Source organism: Duganella sp. FT27W, assembly GCF_009295655.1.
GTDB classification, from domain to species: domain Bacteria; phylum Pseudomonadota; class Gammaproteobacteria; order Burkholderiales; family Burkholderiaceae_D; genus Rugamonas; species Rugamonas zoogloeoides.
The window spans coordinates 366,756-381,998 of the sequence record NZ_WHIV01000003.1 but is presented as its reverse complement, the minus strand read 5'-3'; the positions used below and the strand labels follow the sequence as shown (position 1 = coordinate 381,998).

Here is a 15,243-nt window from a genome sequence, read left to right as displayed (position 1 = left end):
TCAGTATCAGAGCCGTACCGCGTGCGCCACGTGACCGGGCGCCAGCCGCGCGCCGCCACCGAGCACCTGTTCACGCAAGGTACCGCCGTCGTACGCCTTGCGATACCGCCCGCGCCGCTGCAATTCCGGCACGATCAGCTCCACCACGTCGCGCATGTTGTCGTGGGCCACGGCAAAGGCCAGGTTGAAACCGTCGATGCCGGTGTCGTCCTGCCATGCTTCCAGCTGGTCCGCCACCTGGCGCGGATCGCCTACCAGCACCGGGCCACGGCCACCGAGGCCGATGAACAGCGCAGCCTCGCGCACGGTCCAGGTACGGTCGGGATCGGCCTGGGTGAACGACGCCAGCGCCGAGCGGCCCGCGTCCGATTCGATGTACTCGACGGTGGCGTCGAGCGGAAACTGGCTGAAGTCGATGCCGGTCCAGCCGGACAGCAGGGCCAGCGCCGCCTCGATATCGACGTGGTTGCGGTAGTCCTGGTACCTGGCCCATGCTTCGGCCTCGGTGGGGGCGGTGACGATCAGCGCCTGGGCGTAAATTTTGAGGTCGTCGCCGTCCCGGCCGGTCGCGCGCACGGCTGCGCGCAGGTCATCGGCGTACTTGCGCACCACGGTCTTGCTGGGACCACTGACGAATGTGCACTCGGCGTGGCGCGCCGCAAAGGACGTGCCGCGCGGCGAGGTGCCGGCCTGGTACAGCAACGGCGTGCGCTGCGGCGACGGTTCGCACAGGTGAAAGCCCGGCACCTTGTAGAAGCGGCCTTCGTGGTTGATGGCGTGGATGCGGGACGGCTCGGCATACACGCCGCGCGCCTTGTCGTTGACCACGGCGTCGTCGTCCCAGCTTTTCTCCCACAGTTTATAGACCACGTCCATGTATTCGTCGGCCAGGTCGTAGCGCTCGTCGTGGCCCAGCTGCCGGTCCAGGCCCAGGTTGCGCGCCGCGCTGTCCAGATACCCGGTGACGATATTCCAGCCGATGCGCCCGCGCGTCAGATGGTCGAGCGTGGAAATGCGCCGCGCGAACGTGTACGGATGCTCGTAGGTGAGGGCGCAGGTCACGCCGAAGCCCAGGTGGGTCGTGACTTGCGCCATCAGCGGCACCAGCGCCAGCGGGTCGTTCAATGGCGCCTGCACCGCGTGGCGCAGCGCGGCGTCGGCGTTGCCCTGGTACACATCGTAGGCGCCCAGCACGTCGGCCAGGAACACGGCGTCGAACAGGCCCGCCTCCAGCAGGCGCGCCAGGTCGGTCCAGTGGTCAGGATCGGTGTAGCGGTGTCCCGTGTCGCGCGGATGCGTCCACAAGCCCGGCGACTGGTGGCTCACCGTGTTCATCTGGAAGGCGTTGAAGCGGATTTGCTTGCTCATGTCACTTGGCCGGTTTGGCTGCCACCTCTTTCGCCAACGCCAGCTGGTAGTCGGTCCTGGAATAGTCGGCGAAGTGCTTGTTGGTGATGTCGAGGAATTCGCGCGAGCGGTAGGCGGCAGCGATATCCTTCGCAAATGGCTTGTCCTTGTCGGCCGTGCGCACCGCCACCAGATTCACGTAGTTGTCCGAGATTTTTTCGGTCTTCAACGCATCCTTGAGTTTCAGGCCCGAGGCTAGTGCGTAGTTACCATTGACGAAAGAGTAGTCGGTGTCCTGCAGCGAGCGCGGAAGCTGCGCTGCTTCCAGCGGGATCAATTTGATCTTTTTGATGTTGGTAGCGATGTCGCGTTCGGACGCGCGCACCGGATCGTACTTGTCGCGCAGCTTGATCCAGCCTAGCTGGTCGAGCAGCACCAGCGCGCGCGCCTGGTTGGTCGGATCGTTGGGCAGCGCCACCGTCGTGCCGTCCTTCACATCCGCCAGCGTCTTGTGGCGCTTGCTGTAGATGGCGATCGGCGCGGTCGGCACTTTTACCAGTTCGGTGATAGGCAGCTTGTTCTCGGTGGCGAACTTGTTCAGGTATACGATGTGCTGGAATACGTTGGCGTCGAGCGAGCCTTCGGCCAGCGCGAAATTGGGCTGGATGTAGTCGTTGAACTCCACCAGCTTGACCTTATATCCCTTCTTCTCCAGCAACGGCTTGATGCCCAGTTTGATCTGGTCCGCGTAGGGGCCGGCGCTGGTGCCGATGACGATTTCTTTCGGGTCTTTGGCGTGAACCGGCGCGTTGGCGCCGAGCGCCAGCGCCAGTGCTGCCAGTATCGTGGTCAATGCGGCATGGCGGCGTATCGGTTTGATCATGGTTGTTCCTTAACGTTTGTCGATGCGTTTTGCAATGCGGTTGCCGGTGAACTGGATCAGTTGCACCATGATGATCAGGATGGCGACGGTGGCCACCATGATGTCGGTTTCGAAGCGGTAATAGCCGTAGCGGATCGCCAGGTCGCCGATGCCGCCGCCGCCCACCACGCCGGCGACGGCGGAATACGACAGGAAGCTGATCGCCAGCACGGTCAATGCCAGCACCAGGCCGGAGCGCGCCTCCACCAGCAGCACGCGCAGCACGATCTGCAGTTCCGAAGCGCCCATGGCGTGCGCCGCCTCGATCACGCCGCGCGGCACTTCGCGCAGGTTCTGTTCGACCATGCGGGCGAAATACGGAATGGCGGCAAACGACAGCGGCACGGCGGCCGCCAGCGGTCCGATCGAGGTGCCGGCGATCATGCGCGTAAATGGCACCAGGGCGACCAGCAGAATGATGAACGGGAACGAGCGCACGGTGTTGACCAGCCAGCCCAGTACCAGCGCGGCCGGGCGGTTTTGCAGCGACTGGTCATCGGCCACCAGAAACAGCACGATGCCGAGCGGCCCGCCGATCAGCACTGCTGCCGACAGGCCGATGCCGAGCATGGTGAGCGTCTGGCCGACGGCAGTGCCCATCTCGGGCAGCATGGCGACGATGGCGTTGAACGACACGCCCAGCGTGGAAAACAGTTCAGACATGGGCGGCCTCCCGGTGTGTGCCGGCCAGCGTTTTGGCAGCGTTGAAGGCAGCCAGTTCGCGGCCCAGTGCCGTCTTGCGCGGCGCATTGTGGCCTGCCGGTTCGTTCAGCGCGAATTCCTCGGCGATCGCGCCATCCTCGATCACCGCCACGCGGTTGCAGATCTCGGCCAGCACCGACAATTCGTGGCTGACGATGACGATGGTGACGCCGAGCCGGTGGTTGATGTCGCGCAGCGTGGCCAGCAGCGCGCGCGTGGTCTCGGCGTCGAGCGCGGACGTCGGTTCGTCGCACAGCAGCACGGCGGGGCCGCTGGCCAGCGCACGGGCGATGGCCACGCGCTGCTTCTGGCCGCCCGACAGCTGGGCCGGATAGCTGTCGGCTTTGACGCCCAGTTCCACCAGTTCCAGGCACTGGTTCACGCGCGCGGCGATCTGTTCCGGTTTCTGGCCGCCGTGGATGCGCAGCGGGAAGGCGACGTTGTCGAACACGGTGGCGTTTTGCAGCAGGTTGAACTGCTGGAAAATCATGCCGATATTGCGGCGCGCATCGCGCAGGTCGCGCTTCGACAGCGACGTCAGTTCGCGGCCGGCGACGGTGATGGCGCCGGCGTCGGGCCGTTCGAGTAAATTGAAAAGGCGGAGCAAGGTCGATTTGCCGGCGCCACTCTTGCCGATCAGGCCGAAGATGTCGCCCTGGCGCACGTCGAGCGACACGTCGCGCACGGCGTCGAAGCTGCCGCCATCGGGCAGGGTAAAGGTCTTGCTCGCATGTTCGATGCGGATCAGTGGAATAGTCATCGGGTACTTCAGGAGTAGGCGGTGGGTTCAGGCAGCGAGCCATCGAGCGCATGGCGCCCGAGGTCGCGGATCTTGTAGTCGACCGGGTCGTGCAGGGTATGCACGCGGACGTTGCGCCAGAAACGGTCGTAGCCATAGCGGGCCGACGTCGACCGGGCGCCGGTCAGTTCGAACATCTGGTTGCTGATGTCGATGCCGGCGGTATGGGCCAGCACCTTGGCTTCCGCCACGGCGATTGCCAGTTCGCCGCGCTGGCGGGCGGTAACTTGCGGGCCAATGCGGAACAGCCGTTCGAGTTCGCGCGCCGCGTGGTCGGCCAGCACGGCGGCCGGCCGCAGCTTGAGCCACAACTGGCCGAAGCGGTGCTGCACCAGCGGATCGGCAGCAGCCGATTGGGCGCCGGACGCAAACCACGGCCGCGCCTCGTCCACGGTATAGGCGCGCGCTGCCTCGAACGCGCCTTCGCCGATGCCCAGGTACAGGTTCGTCATGATCAGTTGCGCCACCTGCGAGCGCAGCGTCGATTGCGGCGTGGCCGCTACGCCGGGCGCCTGCAGCACCTGGGTGGCCGGCAGCGCCACGCCGCTGAAGTGGACATTGCTGCTGTCGGTCTGCTTCTGGCCGAAGGCGTCCCAGTCGGCCTGCACCTCCACGCCCGGCTGGCGCGTGGGAAGCACGCCGATCAGCGCGGTGCCGGTGGGTTCGTGCCAGGCCGAGACGGTCAGCCAGTCCGACCCCACGGAGCCGGACGAAAAACTCTTGATGCCATCGAGCGTGTAGCCATAGTCCGCATCCACGGCCGCCGTGCGGCGGTCGAGCGGATTGAGGGCATTGCCCCAGAACAGATTCTGCTCGACGGTGAGCGTGAGGAAGCGGCGCTGCTGCTGCGGTGTGCCGTACAGCTGGATGCCCGCCAGTTGCAGATGGTGAAAACCGAAGATGTGGGCCAGTGCGCTGTCGGCGCGCGCCAGGATGCGCACCACTTGCAGCACCGTGGGCCAGTCGGCGCCCTGGCCGCCGAATTCGGTCGGTATCGACAGCGTGAGCAGGCCTGAGGCGCGAATTGCGCCGCGTTCCAGCGCCGCGTGGCCGCCGGCCTGGTCGCGGGCGTTGGCGGTTTCGCCCAGGCGGCGCGCCAGGTCGGCGGCCACCTTGAGCGGATCGGGAGACGTCGGCGGCGCCGGATCGGGCGTCGCTGTTCTGAGTGCGTTAGACATGGTATGTCCGTTGTAGTTAAGGATGCGGTGGCGCAGTATTGCACCGGGCTCCAAACCGCGTACACGAAGAATTCCGGCTATTTATATGCAAAAAAGTCATGTGTCGTAAACCGCATATGGATGCGCAAAACTATTCGTTCTGATTTCAACAGGACGGCTCTATTCTGGCCGGCACAAACAAATTGACGGGGATCGGATCATGAGCATTCTTCTATTAGGCGGCAGCCCGGCTGCGGTATCGAGCACCGGCCGTTTGCTGGACCATGTAGCTGAAAAACTGGCTGAGCGCAGTACCGGACATCGCTACACCAAGGTGCAGGTGCGCGAACTGCCGGCCCATGCGCTGCTGCACGCCGAGACCTCGGACCTGGCCATCAAGCGCGCGCTGGCGGCAGTTAGCGAAGCAGATGCCGTGATCATCGCCACCCCGGTGTACAAAGCCTCTTATACCGGTTTGCTGAAGGCCTTCCTCGACTTGCTGCCGCAGGACGGCCTGGCCGGCAAACTGGTGCTGCCGCTGGCCACCGGTGGCAGCCAGTCGCACATGCTGGCGCTCGACTACGCGCTGCGCCCGGTGCTGCACGCGCTCGACGCGCGCCACGTGTTGGCCGGGATTTACGCCACGTCGTCGCAACTGGTGTGGAACGAGGGCAGCGGCCTGGCCGTCGATCAGGCCATCGCCTGGCGCGTGCAGGCTGGCGTGGAAGGGCTGGCCGCTGCGCTGCACGGCCACAAATCGTGGCAACGAGCTCAGGAAAATGCGCAAGCGCAGGCGCCGTTCGTGGCGCCGGTCGAGCCGATCCGCCTGGCGCGCTGAGTGGAGACGCGTACATGACCATCAAGACCATCAACGCAACCGGACCGGCCGACACTCGTGCGCAGCAACGCACCGCGCGGCGCCATACCCTGGGACTGCTGTTTGCCGTTGGCGTGCTGGGCGTCACCGCCCACGCGCCGACGCTGGCCCAAGCCAACGCTGCCCAAGGCAAGCAGGAAATCCGCATCGGCTACCAGAAATACGGCACGCTCACCCTGCTCAAGGGCCGGGGCACGCTGGAACAGCGCCTGGCGAGTAAAAACATCACGGTCAAATGGACCGAATTCCCGGCCGGACCGCAGCTGCTCGAGGGGCTGAACGTGGGCAGTGTCGATTTCGGCACCGTGGGCGAGGCGCCGCCGATTTTTGCGCAAGCCGCCGGCGCCAACCTGGTCTATGTCGGCAACGAGCCGCCGTCGCCGGCCAGCGAGGCGATCGTCGTGCCGAAATCGTCCACCGTGCGCAGCGTGGCTGACCTCAAGGGCAAGAAGATCGCCCTGAACAAGGGTTCCAACGTTCACTACCTGCTGGTCAAAGCGCTGGAAAAAGCCGGCGTCGCCTACAAGGACGTGCAGGTGATCTACCTGCCGCCAGCCGATGCGCGCGCCGCGTTCGAGCGTGGCAGCGTCGATGCGTGGGTGATCTGGGATCCGTTCCTGGCCGCCGCCGAGAAGCAGATCGGCGCCCGCGTGCTGGCCGATGGCAAGGGCTTGGTCAACAACTACCAGTTCTACCTGGCCGCGCGGCCGTACGCCGAAAAGAACCAGGACACCGTGCGCATCGTGCTCGAAGAAATCGCCAAAGTTGACGAGTGGGGCGCTGCCAATCCGAAGGACGTGGCAGCCATCCTCTCCACCCAGACCGGCCTGGAAAATGAAGTCGTGGCGCTGGCCGCCTCGCGCTATGCCTACGGCGTCAAGCCGATCAGCGCCGGCGTGCTGGCGCAGCAGCAGCAGGTGGCCGACGCTTTCGCCCATCTCAAGCTGATTCCGAAGCCGATCGCGGTCAAAGAAGCCCAATTGGCGCCAAGCCAGGTAGCGAAGAAATAAGGATTTACATCATGTCGTTGAATATTTTCTGGTTCATCCCCACCCACGGCGACAGCCGCTACCTTGGCACCACCAAGGGCGCGCGTCCGGTCGATGCCGATTACCTCAAGCAGTGCGCGGTCGCCGCCGACACCCTCGGCTACGACGGCGTGCTGCTGCCCACCGGGCGCTCGTGCGAGGATGCGTGGGTGGTGGCGTCGTCGCTGATCTCGGTCACGCAAAAGCTCAAGTTCCTCGTCGCTATCCGTCCCGGCCTCACCACGCCCGGTCTGGCCGTGCGCATGGCCGCCACGTTCGACCGCCTGTCCAACGGGCGCCTGCTGATCAACGTTGTCACCGGCGGCGACCAGGGCGAACTGGAAGCGGACGGCCTGTTTGCCGACCATGCCAAGCGCTACGAGATTTCCGACGAATTCATCCGCGTATGGCGCGCCTCGCTGGCGGGCGAGGGCGGCGATGCCGGCTACGATTTCGAGGGCAAGCATATCCAGGTCAAGGGTTCTAAAACCTTGTACCCGGCCGTGCAAAAGCCGTATCCGCCGCTGTACTTCGGCGGCTCGTCCGAACCGGCGCACGCGCTGGCGGCCGAGCAGATGGACGTGTACCTCACCTGGGGCGAGCCACCCGCAGCGGTGGCCGAAAAAATCGCCGACATCCGCGCGCGCGCCGCCAAGCATGGCCGCACCGTCAAATTCGGCATCCGCCTGCACGTGATCGTGCGCGACACCAACGAAGAAGCATGGCGCGCAGCCGATGAGCTGATTAGCCACCTCGACGACGAGACCATCGCCAAGGCCCAGAAGGCGTTCGGCAAGATGGATTCGGTGGGCCAGCAGCGCATGGCGGCCCTGCATGGCGGCCGCCGCGACAAGCTCGAAGTCTCGCCCAACCTGTGGGCCGGCGTAGGCCTGGTGCGCGGCGGCGCCGGCACGGCCTTGGTGGGCGATGCCGAAACAGTGGTGGCGCGCATCCGCGAATACGCGGACCTCGGCATCGAGACCTTCATCTTCTCCGGCTATCCGCACCTGGAAGAATCGTACCGCTTCGCCGAGCTGGTATTCCCGTTGCTGGGCAAGGGCAAAGCGGCCGGCACCCAGTCGCTCAGCGGTCCGTTCGGCGAGATCATGGCCAGCGATATCATTCCCAAGAAGGCGGCGTAATGGCTCAGGCAAAGAATAAAGCGCCGAGCGCGCTGGCGCCGTGGATATTGCCGGTCACGCTGATCGTGCTGTGGCAGGTGGCCTCGCAGGCCGGCTGGCTGTCGAGCCGCATCCTGCCCGAACCGTGGGCCGTGGCCAAGGCCTTCTGGGCGCTGGCCGTGTCGGGCGAGCTGTGGGTGCACTTGCGTACCAGCCTGTGGCGCGCGGCGTCGGGCTTTGCCATTGGCGCCGGCCTCGGTTTGCTGCTTGGCCTGTTGACGGGCAGCTTCCGCCGCGCCGAAACGCTGCTCGACACCACGCTGCAAATGGTGCGCAACATCCCGGCGCTGGCGCTGATCCCGCTGGTGATCCTGTGGTTCGGCATCGATGAAACGGCCAAGCTGTTCCTGCTGGCGGTCGGCGTGTTCTTCCCCGTGTACCTGAACACCTTCCACGGCATCCGCTCGGCCGACCAGGGCTTGATCGAGATGGCGCGCAGCTATGGCCTGTCCGGCTGGCCTTTGTATCGCGACGTGATCCTGCCGGCGGCGCTGCCGTCGATCCTGGTGGGCGTGCGGTTTTCGCTGGGGCTGGTGTGGGTGCTGCTGATCGTGGCCGAAACCATTTCGGCGCAGGCCGGCATCGGCTACATGACCATGAACGCCCGCGAGTTCCTGCAAACGGACGTGGTGCTGGTGGGGATTTTGCTGTACGCGCTGCTGGGCAAGGCTGCCGACCTGGCGTCGCGCGGGATGGAAAAGCGCTTCCTGCGCTGGAATCCGGCCTACCGCTAATCGATCTGAATTGGAGTAAACCGTATGAATATTTCCACCACCTTGTTCGATGTCGGCGGCCTGGCCCGCGAGAACCTGTCGTCGCTGTCGGCGGCCGATGTCAACCGGCCACCGGCGCGGCGCCAGGGCGTGTCGCTGTCGCTGGAGGGTTTAAGTAAATCGTTCGGCGAGCGCGCGGTGTTGCACGACATCGAACTGCAACTGCAGCCGGGCGAATTCGTCGCGGTAGTGGGCCGCAGCGGCTGCGGCAAGAGCACGCTGCTGCGCGCCATCGCCGGGCTGGAGACGGTGGAGCAGGGCACCATCGCGGTGGGCAAGGGTGCCATCGGCAGCAGCATTCGCATCATGTTCCAGGAGGCGCGCCTGCTGCCGTGGAAGACGGTGCTGGAAAACGTGGCGCTGGGCCTGCCCCGCTCGTTGAACGCGGCGGCCGCCACCTTGAACACGGTGGGCCTGGGCGCACGCGCCAACGACTGGCCGGCCGAACTGTCGGGCGGCCAGCGCCAGCGCGTGGCCCTGGCGCGTGCATTGCTGCACGAACCGCAATTGCTGCTGCTCGACGAACCCCTGGGTGCGCTCGATGCGTTGACCCGCATCGAGATGCAGCAACTGATCGAAAGCCTGTGGCTGGCGCGCGGCTTCACGGCAGTGCTGGTCACGCACGATGTGCAGGAAGCGCTGGCGCTGGCCGACCGCGTGGTGCTGATCGAAGAAGGACGCATCACGCTGGACCTGAAAGTGGACCTACCCCGGCCACGCGCACGCGGCAACGCGGCGTTTGCGGCGCTGGAGCAGCAACTGCTGGAAAGCATCCTCCATCCGGCACCTGCCAGGCACGCCGGCAAGATCGCGGCTGCAGCCTGAGCCTTGAGTCCCACTGCGCCATCCTCCATCCGGAGGATGGCAGGCTCAAGGTGACTCAATCCTCACCCTTCCGACAGATTCCTCTCCCTCCCATCCCCCAGTATCATTCCCACCTGTGCACGAGATTGAACTTAACCGTCGGTTATGATCGATTTTCTCGATAGTAACGAGGCAAATTTTTCGTTTTACAACGTCAATTGTGCAGAGCATAATCATTGCCACCCGAGACATGGACTTGGCCGGAACCCCGGACCGGTCGCATGTCTCACTGTTCCCAACACACAGGAGTCTGACAATGAAAAAAATCTTTGCCCTGCTGGTCGCCGCCGGTATCTCGATGTCCGCATTTGCCGCACCGGAAACCTTCACTTCCGATGCCAACCACACCTTCTCGAGCTTCAGCTACAGCCACTTCGGCTACTCGATCCAGACCAGCCGCTTCAACACCACCACCGCCAAGTTCACGGTGGACCGCGCTGCCAAGACCGGCTCGGTGGAAGCGACCATCGACACCAAGTCGGTCGATACCGGCTCGAAACTGTTCGACGGCCACATCCAGGGCGAAGATTTCCTGGACACCGGCAAGTTCCCGACCATCACCTACAAGTCGACCAAGGTCAACTTCAAGGGTGACGTGCCTGCCACCATCGACGGCAACCTGACCATCAAGGGCATCACCAAGCCAGTGACCCTGACCGTCACGCACTTCCAGTGCGCCGATCACCCGATGATGAAGAAACTGGCTTGCGGCGCCAACGCCACGGCCAAAATCAAGCGTACCGAGTTCAACGCCGGTAAATACGCACCGAACGTTGGCGATGAAGTCACCCTGACCCTCGCCATCGAAGCCATCAAGGAGTAATTGAAACGGGCCGGTCCGTTGGGCTGGCTTCATTTCATTGCACTGACCTGGACTGTTGCGACATCGTGTCGCAGCAGTCCATTTTTTTAGGAGCAAGACAATGAAAATGACGCAGCTCGCGTTTGCCATAACCGTATTGGCCGCCACGTCGGCGCACGCAACCGACCTGATCATCACCAACGGCAAGGTCGCCACCATGACCAAAGAGGGCGCTTTCGCCCAGGCCGTCGCCATGAAAGACGGCAAGATCACCGCCGTGGGCAGCAATGCCAGCGTACTGAAACTCAAGACCGCCGCCACGCAAGTGATCGATGCCGACGGCAAGACCGTGATTCCCGGCCTGAACGATTCGCACCTGCACATCATCCGCGAGGGCCTCAACTACAATGCCGAGCTGCGCTGGGACGGTGTGACGTCGCTGAAACAGGCGATGCAGATGCTCAAGGAGCAGGCCGCGCGCACGCCGGACGGCGCCTGGATCAAGGTCGTCGGCGGCTGGAACGAATTCCAGTTCGAGGAAAAGCGCCTGCCGACCCTCGAAGAAATCAACGAAGCAGTGCCGGACAAGCCGGTATTCCTGCTATACCTGTACGGCCTGGGCTTCCTGAATAAAAAAGGTATCGAAACGCTGGGTTACACCGCCGAGACCAGGTTCAAGGACGGCGTGGTGGAACTGGGCCCCGACGGCAAGCCCACCGGCAAGCTGATCGCCAAACCGAACGCCATGATCCTGTACACCACGCTGGCCAAGACCACCGTGCTGCCGCGTGATGAACAGCTCAATTCCACCATCCAGTACTACCGCGACCTCAACCGCCTGGGCCTGACCAGTGCGATCGATGCCGGCGGTGGCGGCCAGGCTTATCCCGACGATTACGCCGTCAGCCTGGAACTGGCCAAGGATGGCAAGCTGACCGTGCGCACGTCGTATTACCTGTTCGCGCAAAAGCCGGGCAAGGAGCTCGAAGACTACCAGCGCTGGCTCACCCAGACCAAGCCTGACAAGAACGAACACCTGTTCTATGCGAATGGCTACAACACCGAGGGCGGCGGCGAAAACCTGGTGTGGAGCGCGGCCGACTTCGAGAACTTCCTCGAGCCGCGCCCGGACATGCCGCATGAAATGGAAGGCGAACTGGAACCCGTGCTGCGCCTGTTGATCAAGAACCGCTGGCCGTTCCGCATCCACGCCACGTACGACGAGAGCATCGACCGCGACCTGGCCGTGATCGAAAAGGTCAACAAGGACTTGCCGCTGAACGGCCTGCGCTGGCTCTTCGACCATGCCGAAACCATCAGCGACAAGCAACTGAAACGCGTGAAAGCGCTGGGCGGCGGCATCGCCGTGCAAAACCGCATGTATTTCCAGGGTGAGCACTACTGGAAACAATACGGCGCCCAGACCCGCCAGATGCCGCCGATCAAGAAAATGCTGGAGATGAAAATCCCGGTGGGCCTCGGCACCGACGGCACCCGCGTCAGCAGCTACGGTCCGTGGCCGTCGATCTACTGGGCGGTGACCGGTAAAACCGCCGGCGGCCTGAAATTGTGGCAACCTCAGGACGTGCTGAGCCGCTACCAGGCACTGAAGCTGATGACCCAGGGCAGCGCCTGGATGAGTGGCGAAGAAAAGCTCAAGGGCACGCTGGCAAAAGGCCAGTACGCCGACGTGGTGATCCTGCCGCAAGATTATTTCAGCATGGACGTCGAGCAGATCAAGAACTTGGAAAGCGCGCTGACCATCGTCAACGGCAAGGTGGTGTACGCCGGCGAGCAATTCAAGCAGCTGGCGCCACCGGAGCTTGAAGTCAAGCCCGACTGGAGCCCCGTCAAATATTACGGCGGCTACCAGAACAAGTAGCTTCTAGACCAGCTGGAACCATCCCAGGATGGCGCCGGCTGCCAGCAGCCACAGCAGGTGGATGCGGGTGCGCCAGATCAGCACGCCTGCTACCATCGACAGCAGCCACAGCGGCCAGTCGAGGGCGAAATCGCGGTGGGCGCTGCCGAGGGTAATGCCCACCGATACCATCAACCCCACCACCACCGGCGCCATCCCCTGCTTGAAGGCGCGCACGCCCAGCTTGTCGCGGTGCAGGCGCGCCCAGCGCGCGGCCATGTAGGTGAGGCAGGTGCTGGGGATCAGGATGCCGCACATGGTCACCACCACGCCGGCAAACGCGGCGACGTAGCTGCCCGCATTCAGACCCACGTTCCAGCCCATCAATGCCACGAACAGTACGTTCGGCCCCGGCGACGCCTGGGCGATGGCCACCGAATCGTTGAATTGCGATTGCGTCAGCCAGCCTTGTTCGAGTACCAGGTAGCGGTGCATCTCGGTCGTGGTGGAAATCGCGCCGCCCACCGACAACAGCGACAACAGCAGGTAATGGCCGAACAGGCTGCACCAGTCCGCCAGGCTGAGCACGATGTGGATCGGTGCGCCGCTCATGGCGTTGCCGCTTTCAGGCTGCGCGTCTTCAAGATGCGGTACGTCAGGCCCACGCACGTGCCGCCGAGCAGCAGCAGGGTCCAGGCCAGCGGCACCTTGAAGACCACCAGCATCGCCACGCACAGCACGGCAGCGGCGCCGCTGAACCAGCCGGGCAGTGGATGGTTGCGCAGTGCCGAGGCGAGCTTGATGCCGGTGGCAGCGATCAGCCCGGCCGCCACCGCCGCCATGCCGCGCAGCGCGCCGGCCATGCCCGGGTGGTTGGCGTAATGCGAGTGCAGCACGGCCAGGCACAACACCAGCAGCAACGGCACGGTCAGGATGCCGGCCAGCGCCGTCATGGCGCCGCGCAGGCCAAAATAACGGTCGCCGATCATCAGCGACAGGTTGACCACGTTGGGACCGGGCATCACTTGTGCCACGGCCCAGTCTTCGATGAATTCTTCCTGGGTGAGCCAGCGCTTGCGTTCGACCATCTCGCGCTGGACCACGGCCAACACGCCGCCGAAGCCCTGTAACGCCAGCACGGTAAATGACATAAACAGGTCGGTAAGGGAGGCGGGGCGGGGATGGTCTTCAGTCATCTTGGCATTATGACCCTGCTCATTGCTTCGTGTCCACGCACATCAAATTCGCGCAACATTTTAATTGCGAAATGATAGGAGCCTGACATTGACTTTACAAAACGGTCGCGCATACTCCCGTTGCATGTCTGCTTGATCCTGATCAAAACCCCTAATTTTTAGCGAGGCTCATGATGAACGATTTGCACTTCCCCCCGACCATGCAACAGCACTACCAACGCAGCGATAGCCATAGCAGTGCCATCGTCGAGCGCGGCATCATTGTCCAGTCCACCTTCAATACCGTGTGCGCCATCGAATACCTGCGGTCGCACAACGTCCAGCCCCAAATCATCGAACGGGTGCTGCTCCATCCGCAGCAACGGCGTCAGGCCGTGCATTAGCCATCCATAAGCTTTACCTCATGTAAGTGGCTGGATTACTTATGCACACATCATGATGGCAAGAATGAATTTGAAAATTTTTCGTGTTGAAAAATATATCAACGTAAGTGCTTGATTTATATGGGGATAAAAACTGCCTGTTGGATGGGCAGTTTGTTGAACCCCGCGCCGTTACAGGCGCGCTTCGTTGTCAATGGGGAGATATCCACATAGATATCCACAGAGCTTGTGGATATCGTAAAAAACGCTTGAAAATCCTGTACTTAGCGTTGTCTGCGCGGGATCAAAGCGGTTTCTTCAAAGGCTGCATCACGCTGCCCACCACCACGTACGGCGCGACCGGGTCGTCCACCACGCTTGCGGTCACGCGCAGCCGCAGTTCCTGGCCGTCGCGGCGCCAGCCGGTGACCACGTCGGTCCAGGTTTCGCCGGCGCCCAGTGCGCTCAGGGCGTCGGCCAACTGGTCGGGCGGGTAGGGCGGCGTGTGCAGCAGGCGCAGGTCGGCGCCCACCAGTTCCTGGCGCGAAAACTGGAATTTGGCGCAAAACTTGTCATTAACGCTGGCAATGCGGCCGCGCGTGTCAAACGTGGCGATGACGGCGTGCTGGTCCACGGCGTCCAGCAGTCGTCTCGCATGGTCGAGCTGGGTTTGCAGGACGGCGGCGTGTTCCTGCGCCTCTTGCAGGCCGGCATAGGCGCGCAGCGACGAGATCACGGTAGTAAACAGCTTGCGGGTGGTGAGGTCGGTCTTGCACCAGAAATCGTTGATGTCGTAGTCGAGAATGATGCTGTGCTCGAGCGCCTGGCCCGGCTGTCCCGTGCGCAGCACGATGCGCACCAGGCTGTTGTGCAGATTGTCACGGATTTGCCGCGCCACGTTGAGGCCGGCATCGCTGGTTTCCATGATCACGTCCAGCAGCACCAGTGCGATGTCGGGGGTGTTGCGCAGCGTGGTCAGCGCTTCTTCTCCGCTGTAGGCATGCAGGAAACTCAGGCGCCGTCCACGGAAGCAAACATTGCTGAGTGAAAATTTTGTCACAACGTGGACATCGACGTCGTCATCCACGATCAGTACCCGCCACGGCGGTGGCGCGGCAGCGGCCGCCTTGCCGCTTGACTGCGCTTCAGCGGCGACGGCTTCGTCGTCGTCGATCATCCAGTCTGTGTCGTCATCATTCTGATTCATGCATTGATCCCGAAACGAGTTCTTGGAAGAAAATTGCGAAACTCTGGAGTTACACTATTCCTCGTATGCGGATTTGTCAAAGAATTCGCGGCCTGAGATTCCATGGACCGTATTTATGCACACAAAAATATTTTTCAAGCGGGCTCAAAAACACGCGAGGGCCTT

At 63.2% G+C, this 15,243-nt stretch carries 16 protein-coding genes; 8 read left to right on the top strand and 8 right to left on the bottom strand.

Going from position 1 to position 15,243, the window contains the following annotated elements; translation table 11 throughout:
* Nucleotides 1–6: 6 nt before the first annotated feature.
* Genes F8197_RS13540 through F8197_RS13520 form a run of 5 tightly spaced genes read right to left on the bottom strand, consistent with a single transcriptional unit; the run spans nucleotide 7 to nucleotide 4,948 of the window.
* Nucleotides 7–1,368 (bottom strand): LLM class flavin-dependent oxidoreductase, encoded by a 1,362-nt coding sequence (locus F8197_RS13540; protein ID WP_152882292.1) that lies wholly within the window; start codon nucleotides 1,366–1,368, stop codon nucleotides 7–9.
* A gap of 1 nt (nucleotide 1,369) precedes the next feature.
* Complete coding sequence (locus F8197_RS13535; RefSeq protein WP_152882291.1) at nucleotides 1,370–2,230, bottom strand: MetQ/NlpA family ABC transporter substrate-binding protein; 861 nt, start codon at nucleotides 2,228–2,230, stop codon at nucleotides 1,370–1,372.
* A 9-nt stretch (nucleotides 2,231–2,239) separates the two neighbouring features.
* On the bottom strand, nucleotides 2,240–2,932 hold the full coding sequence (locus F8197_RS13530) for a methionine ABC transporter permease (RefSeq protein ID WP_152882290.1): 693 nt from the start codon (nucleotides 2,930–2,932) through the stop codon (nucleotides 2,240–2,242).
* Nucleotides 2,925–3,731, bottom strand: a complete 807-nt coding sequence (locus F8197_RS13525) for a methionine ABC transporter ATP-binding protein (protein ID WP_152882289.1) — start codon at nucleotides 3,729–3,731, stop codon at nucleotides 2,925–2,927. The genes F8197_RS13530 and F8197_RS13525 overlap by 8 nt, the downstream gene beginning before the upstream one ends.
* 8 nt (nucleotides 3,732–3,739) lie before the next feature.
* On the bottom strand, nucleotides 3,740–4,948 hold the full coding sequence (locus tag F8197_RS13520) for an acyl-CoA dehydrogenase family protein (protein ID WP_152882288.1): 1,209 nt from the start codon (nucleotides 4,946–4,948) through the stop codon (nucleotides 3,740–3,742).
* A 199-nt stretch (nucleotides 4,949–5,147) separates the two neighbouring features.
* Here F8197_RS13520 and ssuE point away from each other — a divergent pair, with 199 nt between their 5' ends.
* From ssuE to F8197_RS13485, 7 genes are all read left to right on the top strand, one after another.
* The gene (ssuE, locus tag F8197_RS13515; protein WP_152882287.1) at nucleotides 5,148–5,765 is read left to right on the top strand and encodes an NADPH-dependent FMN reductase; all 618 of its coding nucleotides are present in this window, start codon (nucleotides 5,148–5,150) and stop codon (nucleotides 5,763–5,765) included.
* A gap of 14 nt (nucleotides 5,766–5,779) precedes the next feature.
* Nucleotides 5,780–6,814 (top strand): sulfonate ABC transporter substrate-binding protein, encoded by a 1,035-nt coding sequence (locus tag F8197_RS13510; protein ID WP_152882286.1) that lies wholly within the window; start codon nucleotides 5,780–5,782, stop codon nucleotides 6,812–6,814.
* A gap of 17 nt (nucleotides 6,815–6,831) precedes the next feature.
* A complete protein-coding gene (gene ssuD / locus F8197_RS13505; protein ID WP_200931075.1) occupies nucleotides 6,832–7,974 on the top strand; it encodes an FMNH2-dependent alkanesulfonate monooxygenase in 1,143 nt (380 codons plus the stop codon).
* Nucleotides 7,974–8,747, top strand: coding sequence for an aliphatic sulfonate ABC transporter permease SsuC (gene ssuC / locus F8197_RS13500; RefSeq protein ID WP_152882285.1), 774 nt, complete (start codon nucleotides 7,974–7,976; stop codon nucleotides 8,745–8,747). Before ssuD ends, ssuC begins: the two co-directional genes overlap by 1 nt.
* 24 nt (nucleotides 8,748–8,771) lie before the next feature.
* Nucleotides 8,772–9,611, top strand: a complete 840-nt coding sequence (locus tag F8197_RS13495) for an ATP-binding cassette domain-containing protein (RefSeq protein WP_152882284.1) — start codon at nucleotides 8,772–8,774, stop codon at nucleotides 9,609–9,611.
* A 295-nt stretch (nucleotides 9,612–9,906) separates the two neighbouring features.
* Nucleotides 9,907–10,473 carry a YceI family protein gene (locus F8197_RS13490; protein WP_152882283.1) on the top strand — a complete coding sequence of 189 codons (567 nt, stop codon included), beginning with the start codon at nucleotides 9,907–9,909 and terminating at the stop codon, nucleotides 10,471–10,473.
* A 100-nt stretch (nucleotides 10,474–10,573) separates the two neighbouring features.
* The gene (locus F8197_RS13485; RefSeq protein ID WP_152882282.1) at nucleotides 10,574–12,334 is read left to right on the top strand and encodes an amidohydrolase; all 1,761 of its coding nucleotides are present in this window, start codon (nucleotides 10,574–10,576) and stop codon (nucleotides 12,332–12,334) included.
* Between the two features lie 3 nt (nucleotides 12,335–12,337).
* On the opposite strand, the gene F8197_RS13480 is transcribed toward F8197_RS13485, so the two are convergent.
* Nucleotides 12,338–12,925 (bottom strand): chromate transporter, encoded by a 588-nt coding sequence (locus F8197_RS13480; protein ID WP_152882281.1) that lies wholly within the window; start codon nucleotides 12,923–12,925, stop codon nucleotides 12,338–12,340.
* Nucleotides 12,922–13,509: a chromate transporter gene (locus F8197_RS13475; protein ID WP_152882280.1), complete on the bottom strand. Its 588-nt coding sequence runs from the start codon at nucleotides 13,507–13,509 to the stop codon at nucleotides 12,922–12,924. The genes F8197_RS13480 and F8197_RS13475 overlap by 4 nt, the downstream gene beginning before the upstream one ends.
* A 170-nt stretch (nucleotides 13,510–13,679) precedes the next feature.
* Here F8197_RS13475 and F8197_RS13470 point away from each other — a divergent pair, with 170 nt between their 5' ends.
* Nucleotides 13,680–13,892, top strand: a complete 213-nt coding sequence (locus F8197_RS13470) for a hypothetical protein (RefSeq protein WP_227012236.1) — start codon at nucleotides 13,680–13,682, stop codon at nucleotides 13,890–13,892.
* A gap of 283 nt (nucleotides 13,893–14,175) precedes the next feature.
* On the opposite strand, the gene F8197_RS13465 is transcribed toward F8197_RS13470, so the two are convergent.
* Entirely contained in the window at nucleotides 14,176–15,078 is a 903-nt protein-coding gene (locus tag F8197_RS13465) for a PAS domain-containing protein (RefSeq protein ID WP_227012235.1), read from the bottom strand.
* Between the last annotated feature and the right edge of the window lie 165 nt (nucleotides 15,079–15,243).

Coding starts and splice junctions, on each gene's coding strand:
- F8197_RS13525 (WP_152882289.1), bottom strand. CDS start 3,731: ATGACTATTCCACTGATCCGCATCGAACATGCGAGCAAGACCTTTACC.
- F8197_RS13470 (WP_227012236.1), top strand. CDS start 13,680: ATGATGAACGATTTGCACTTCCCCCCGACCATGCAACAGCACTACCAA.
- ssuC (WP_152882285.1), top strand. CDS start 7,974: ATGGCTCAGGCAAAGAATAAAGCGCCGAGCGCGCTGGCGCCGTGGATA.
- F8197_RS13465 (WP_227012235.1), bottom strand. CDS start 15,078: ATGAATCAGAATGATGACGACACAGACTGGATGATCGACGACGACGAA.
- F8197_RS13540 (WP_152882292.1), bottom strand. CDS start 1,368: ATGAGCAAGCAAATCCGCTTCAACGCCTTCCAGATGAACACGGTGAGC.
- F8197_RS13520 (WP_152882288.1), bottom strand. CDS start 4,948: ATGTCTAACGCACTCAGAACAGCGACGCCCGATCCGGCGCCGCCGACG.
- F8197_RS13510 (WP_152882286.1), top strand. CDS start 5,780: ATGACCATCAAGACCATCAACGCAACCGGACCGGCCGACACTCGTGCG.
- F8197_RS13530 (WP_152882290.1), bottom strand. CDS start 2,932: ATGTCTGAACTGTTTTCCACGCTGGGCGTGTCGTTCAACGCCATCGTC.
- F8197_RS13490 (WP_152882283.1), top strand. CDS start 9,907: ATGAAAAAAATCTTTGCCCTGCTGGTCGCCGCCGGTATCTCGATGTCC.
- ssuE (WP_152882287.1), top strand. CDS start 5,148: ATGAGCATTCTTCTATTAGGCGGCAGCCCGGCTGCGGTATCGAGCACC.
- F8197_RS13485 (WP_152882282.1), top strand. CDS start 10,574: ATGAAAATGACGCAGCTCGCGTTTGCCATAACCGTATTGGCCGCCACG.
- F8197_RS13535 (WP_152882291.1), bottom strand. CDS start 2,230: ATGATCAAACCGATACGCCGCCATGCCGCATTGACCACGATACTGGCA.
- F8197_RS13495 (WP_152882284.1), top strand. CDS start 8,772: ATGAATATTTCCACCACCTTGTTCGATGTCGGCGGCCTGGCCCGCGAG.
- F8197_RS13480 (WP_152882281.1), bottom strand. CDS start 12,925: ATGAGCGGCGCACCGATCCACATCGTGCTCAGCCTGGCGGACTGGTGC.
- F8197_RS13475 (WP_152882280.1), bottom strand. CDS start 13,509: ATGACTGAAGACCATCCCCGCCCCGCCTCCCTTACCGACCTGTTTATG.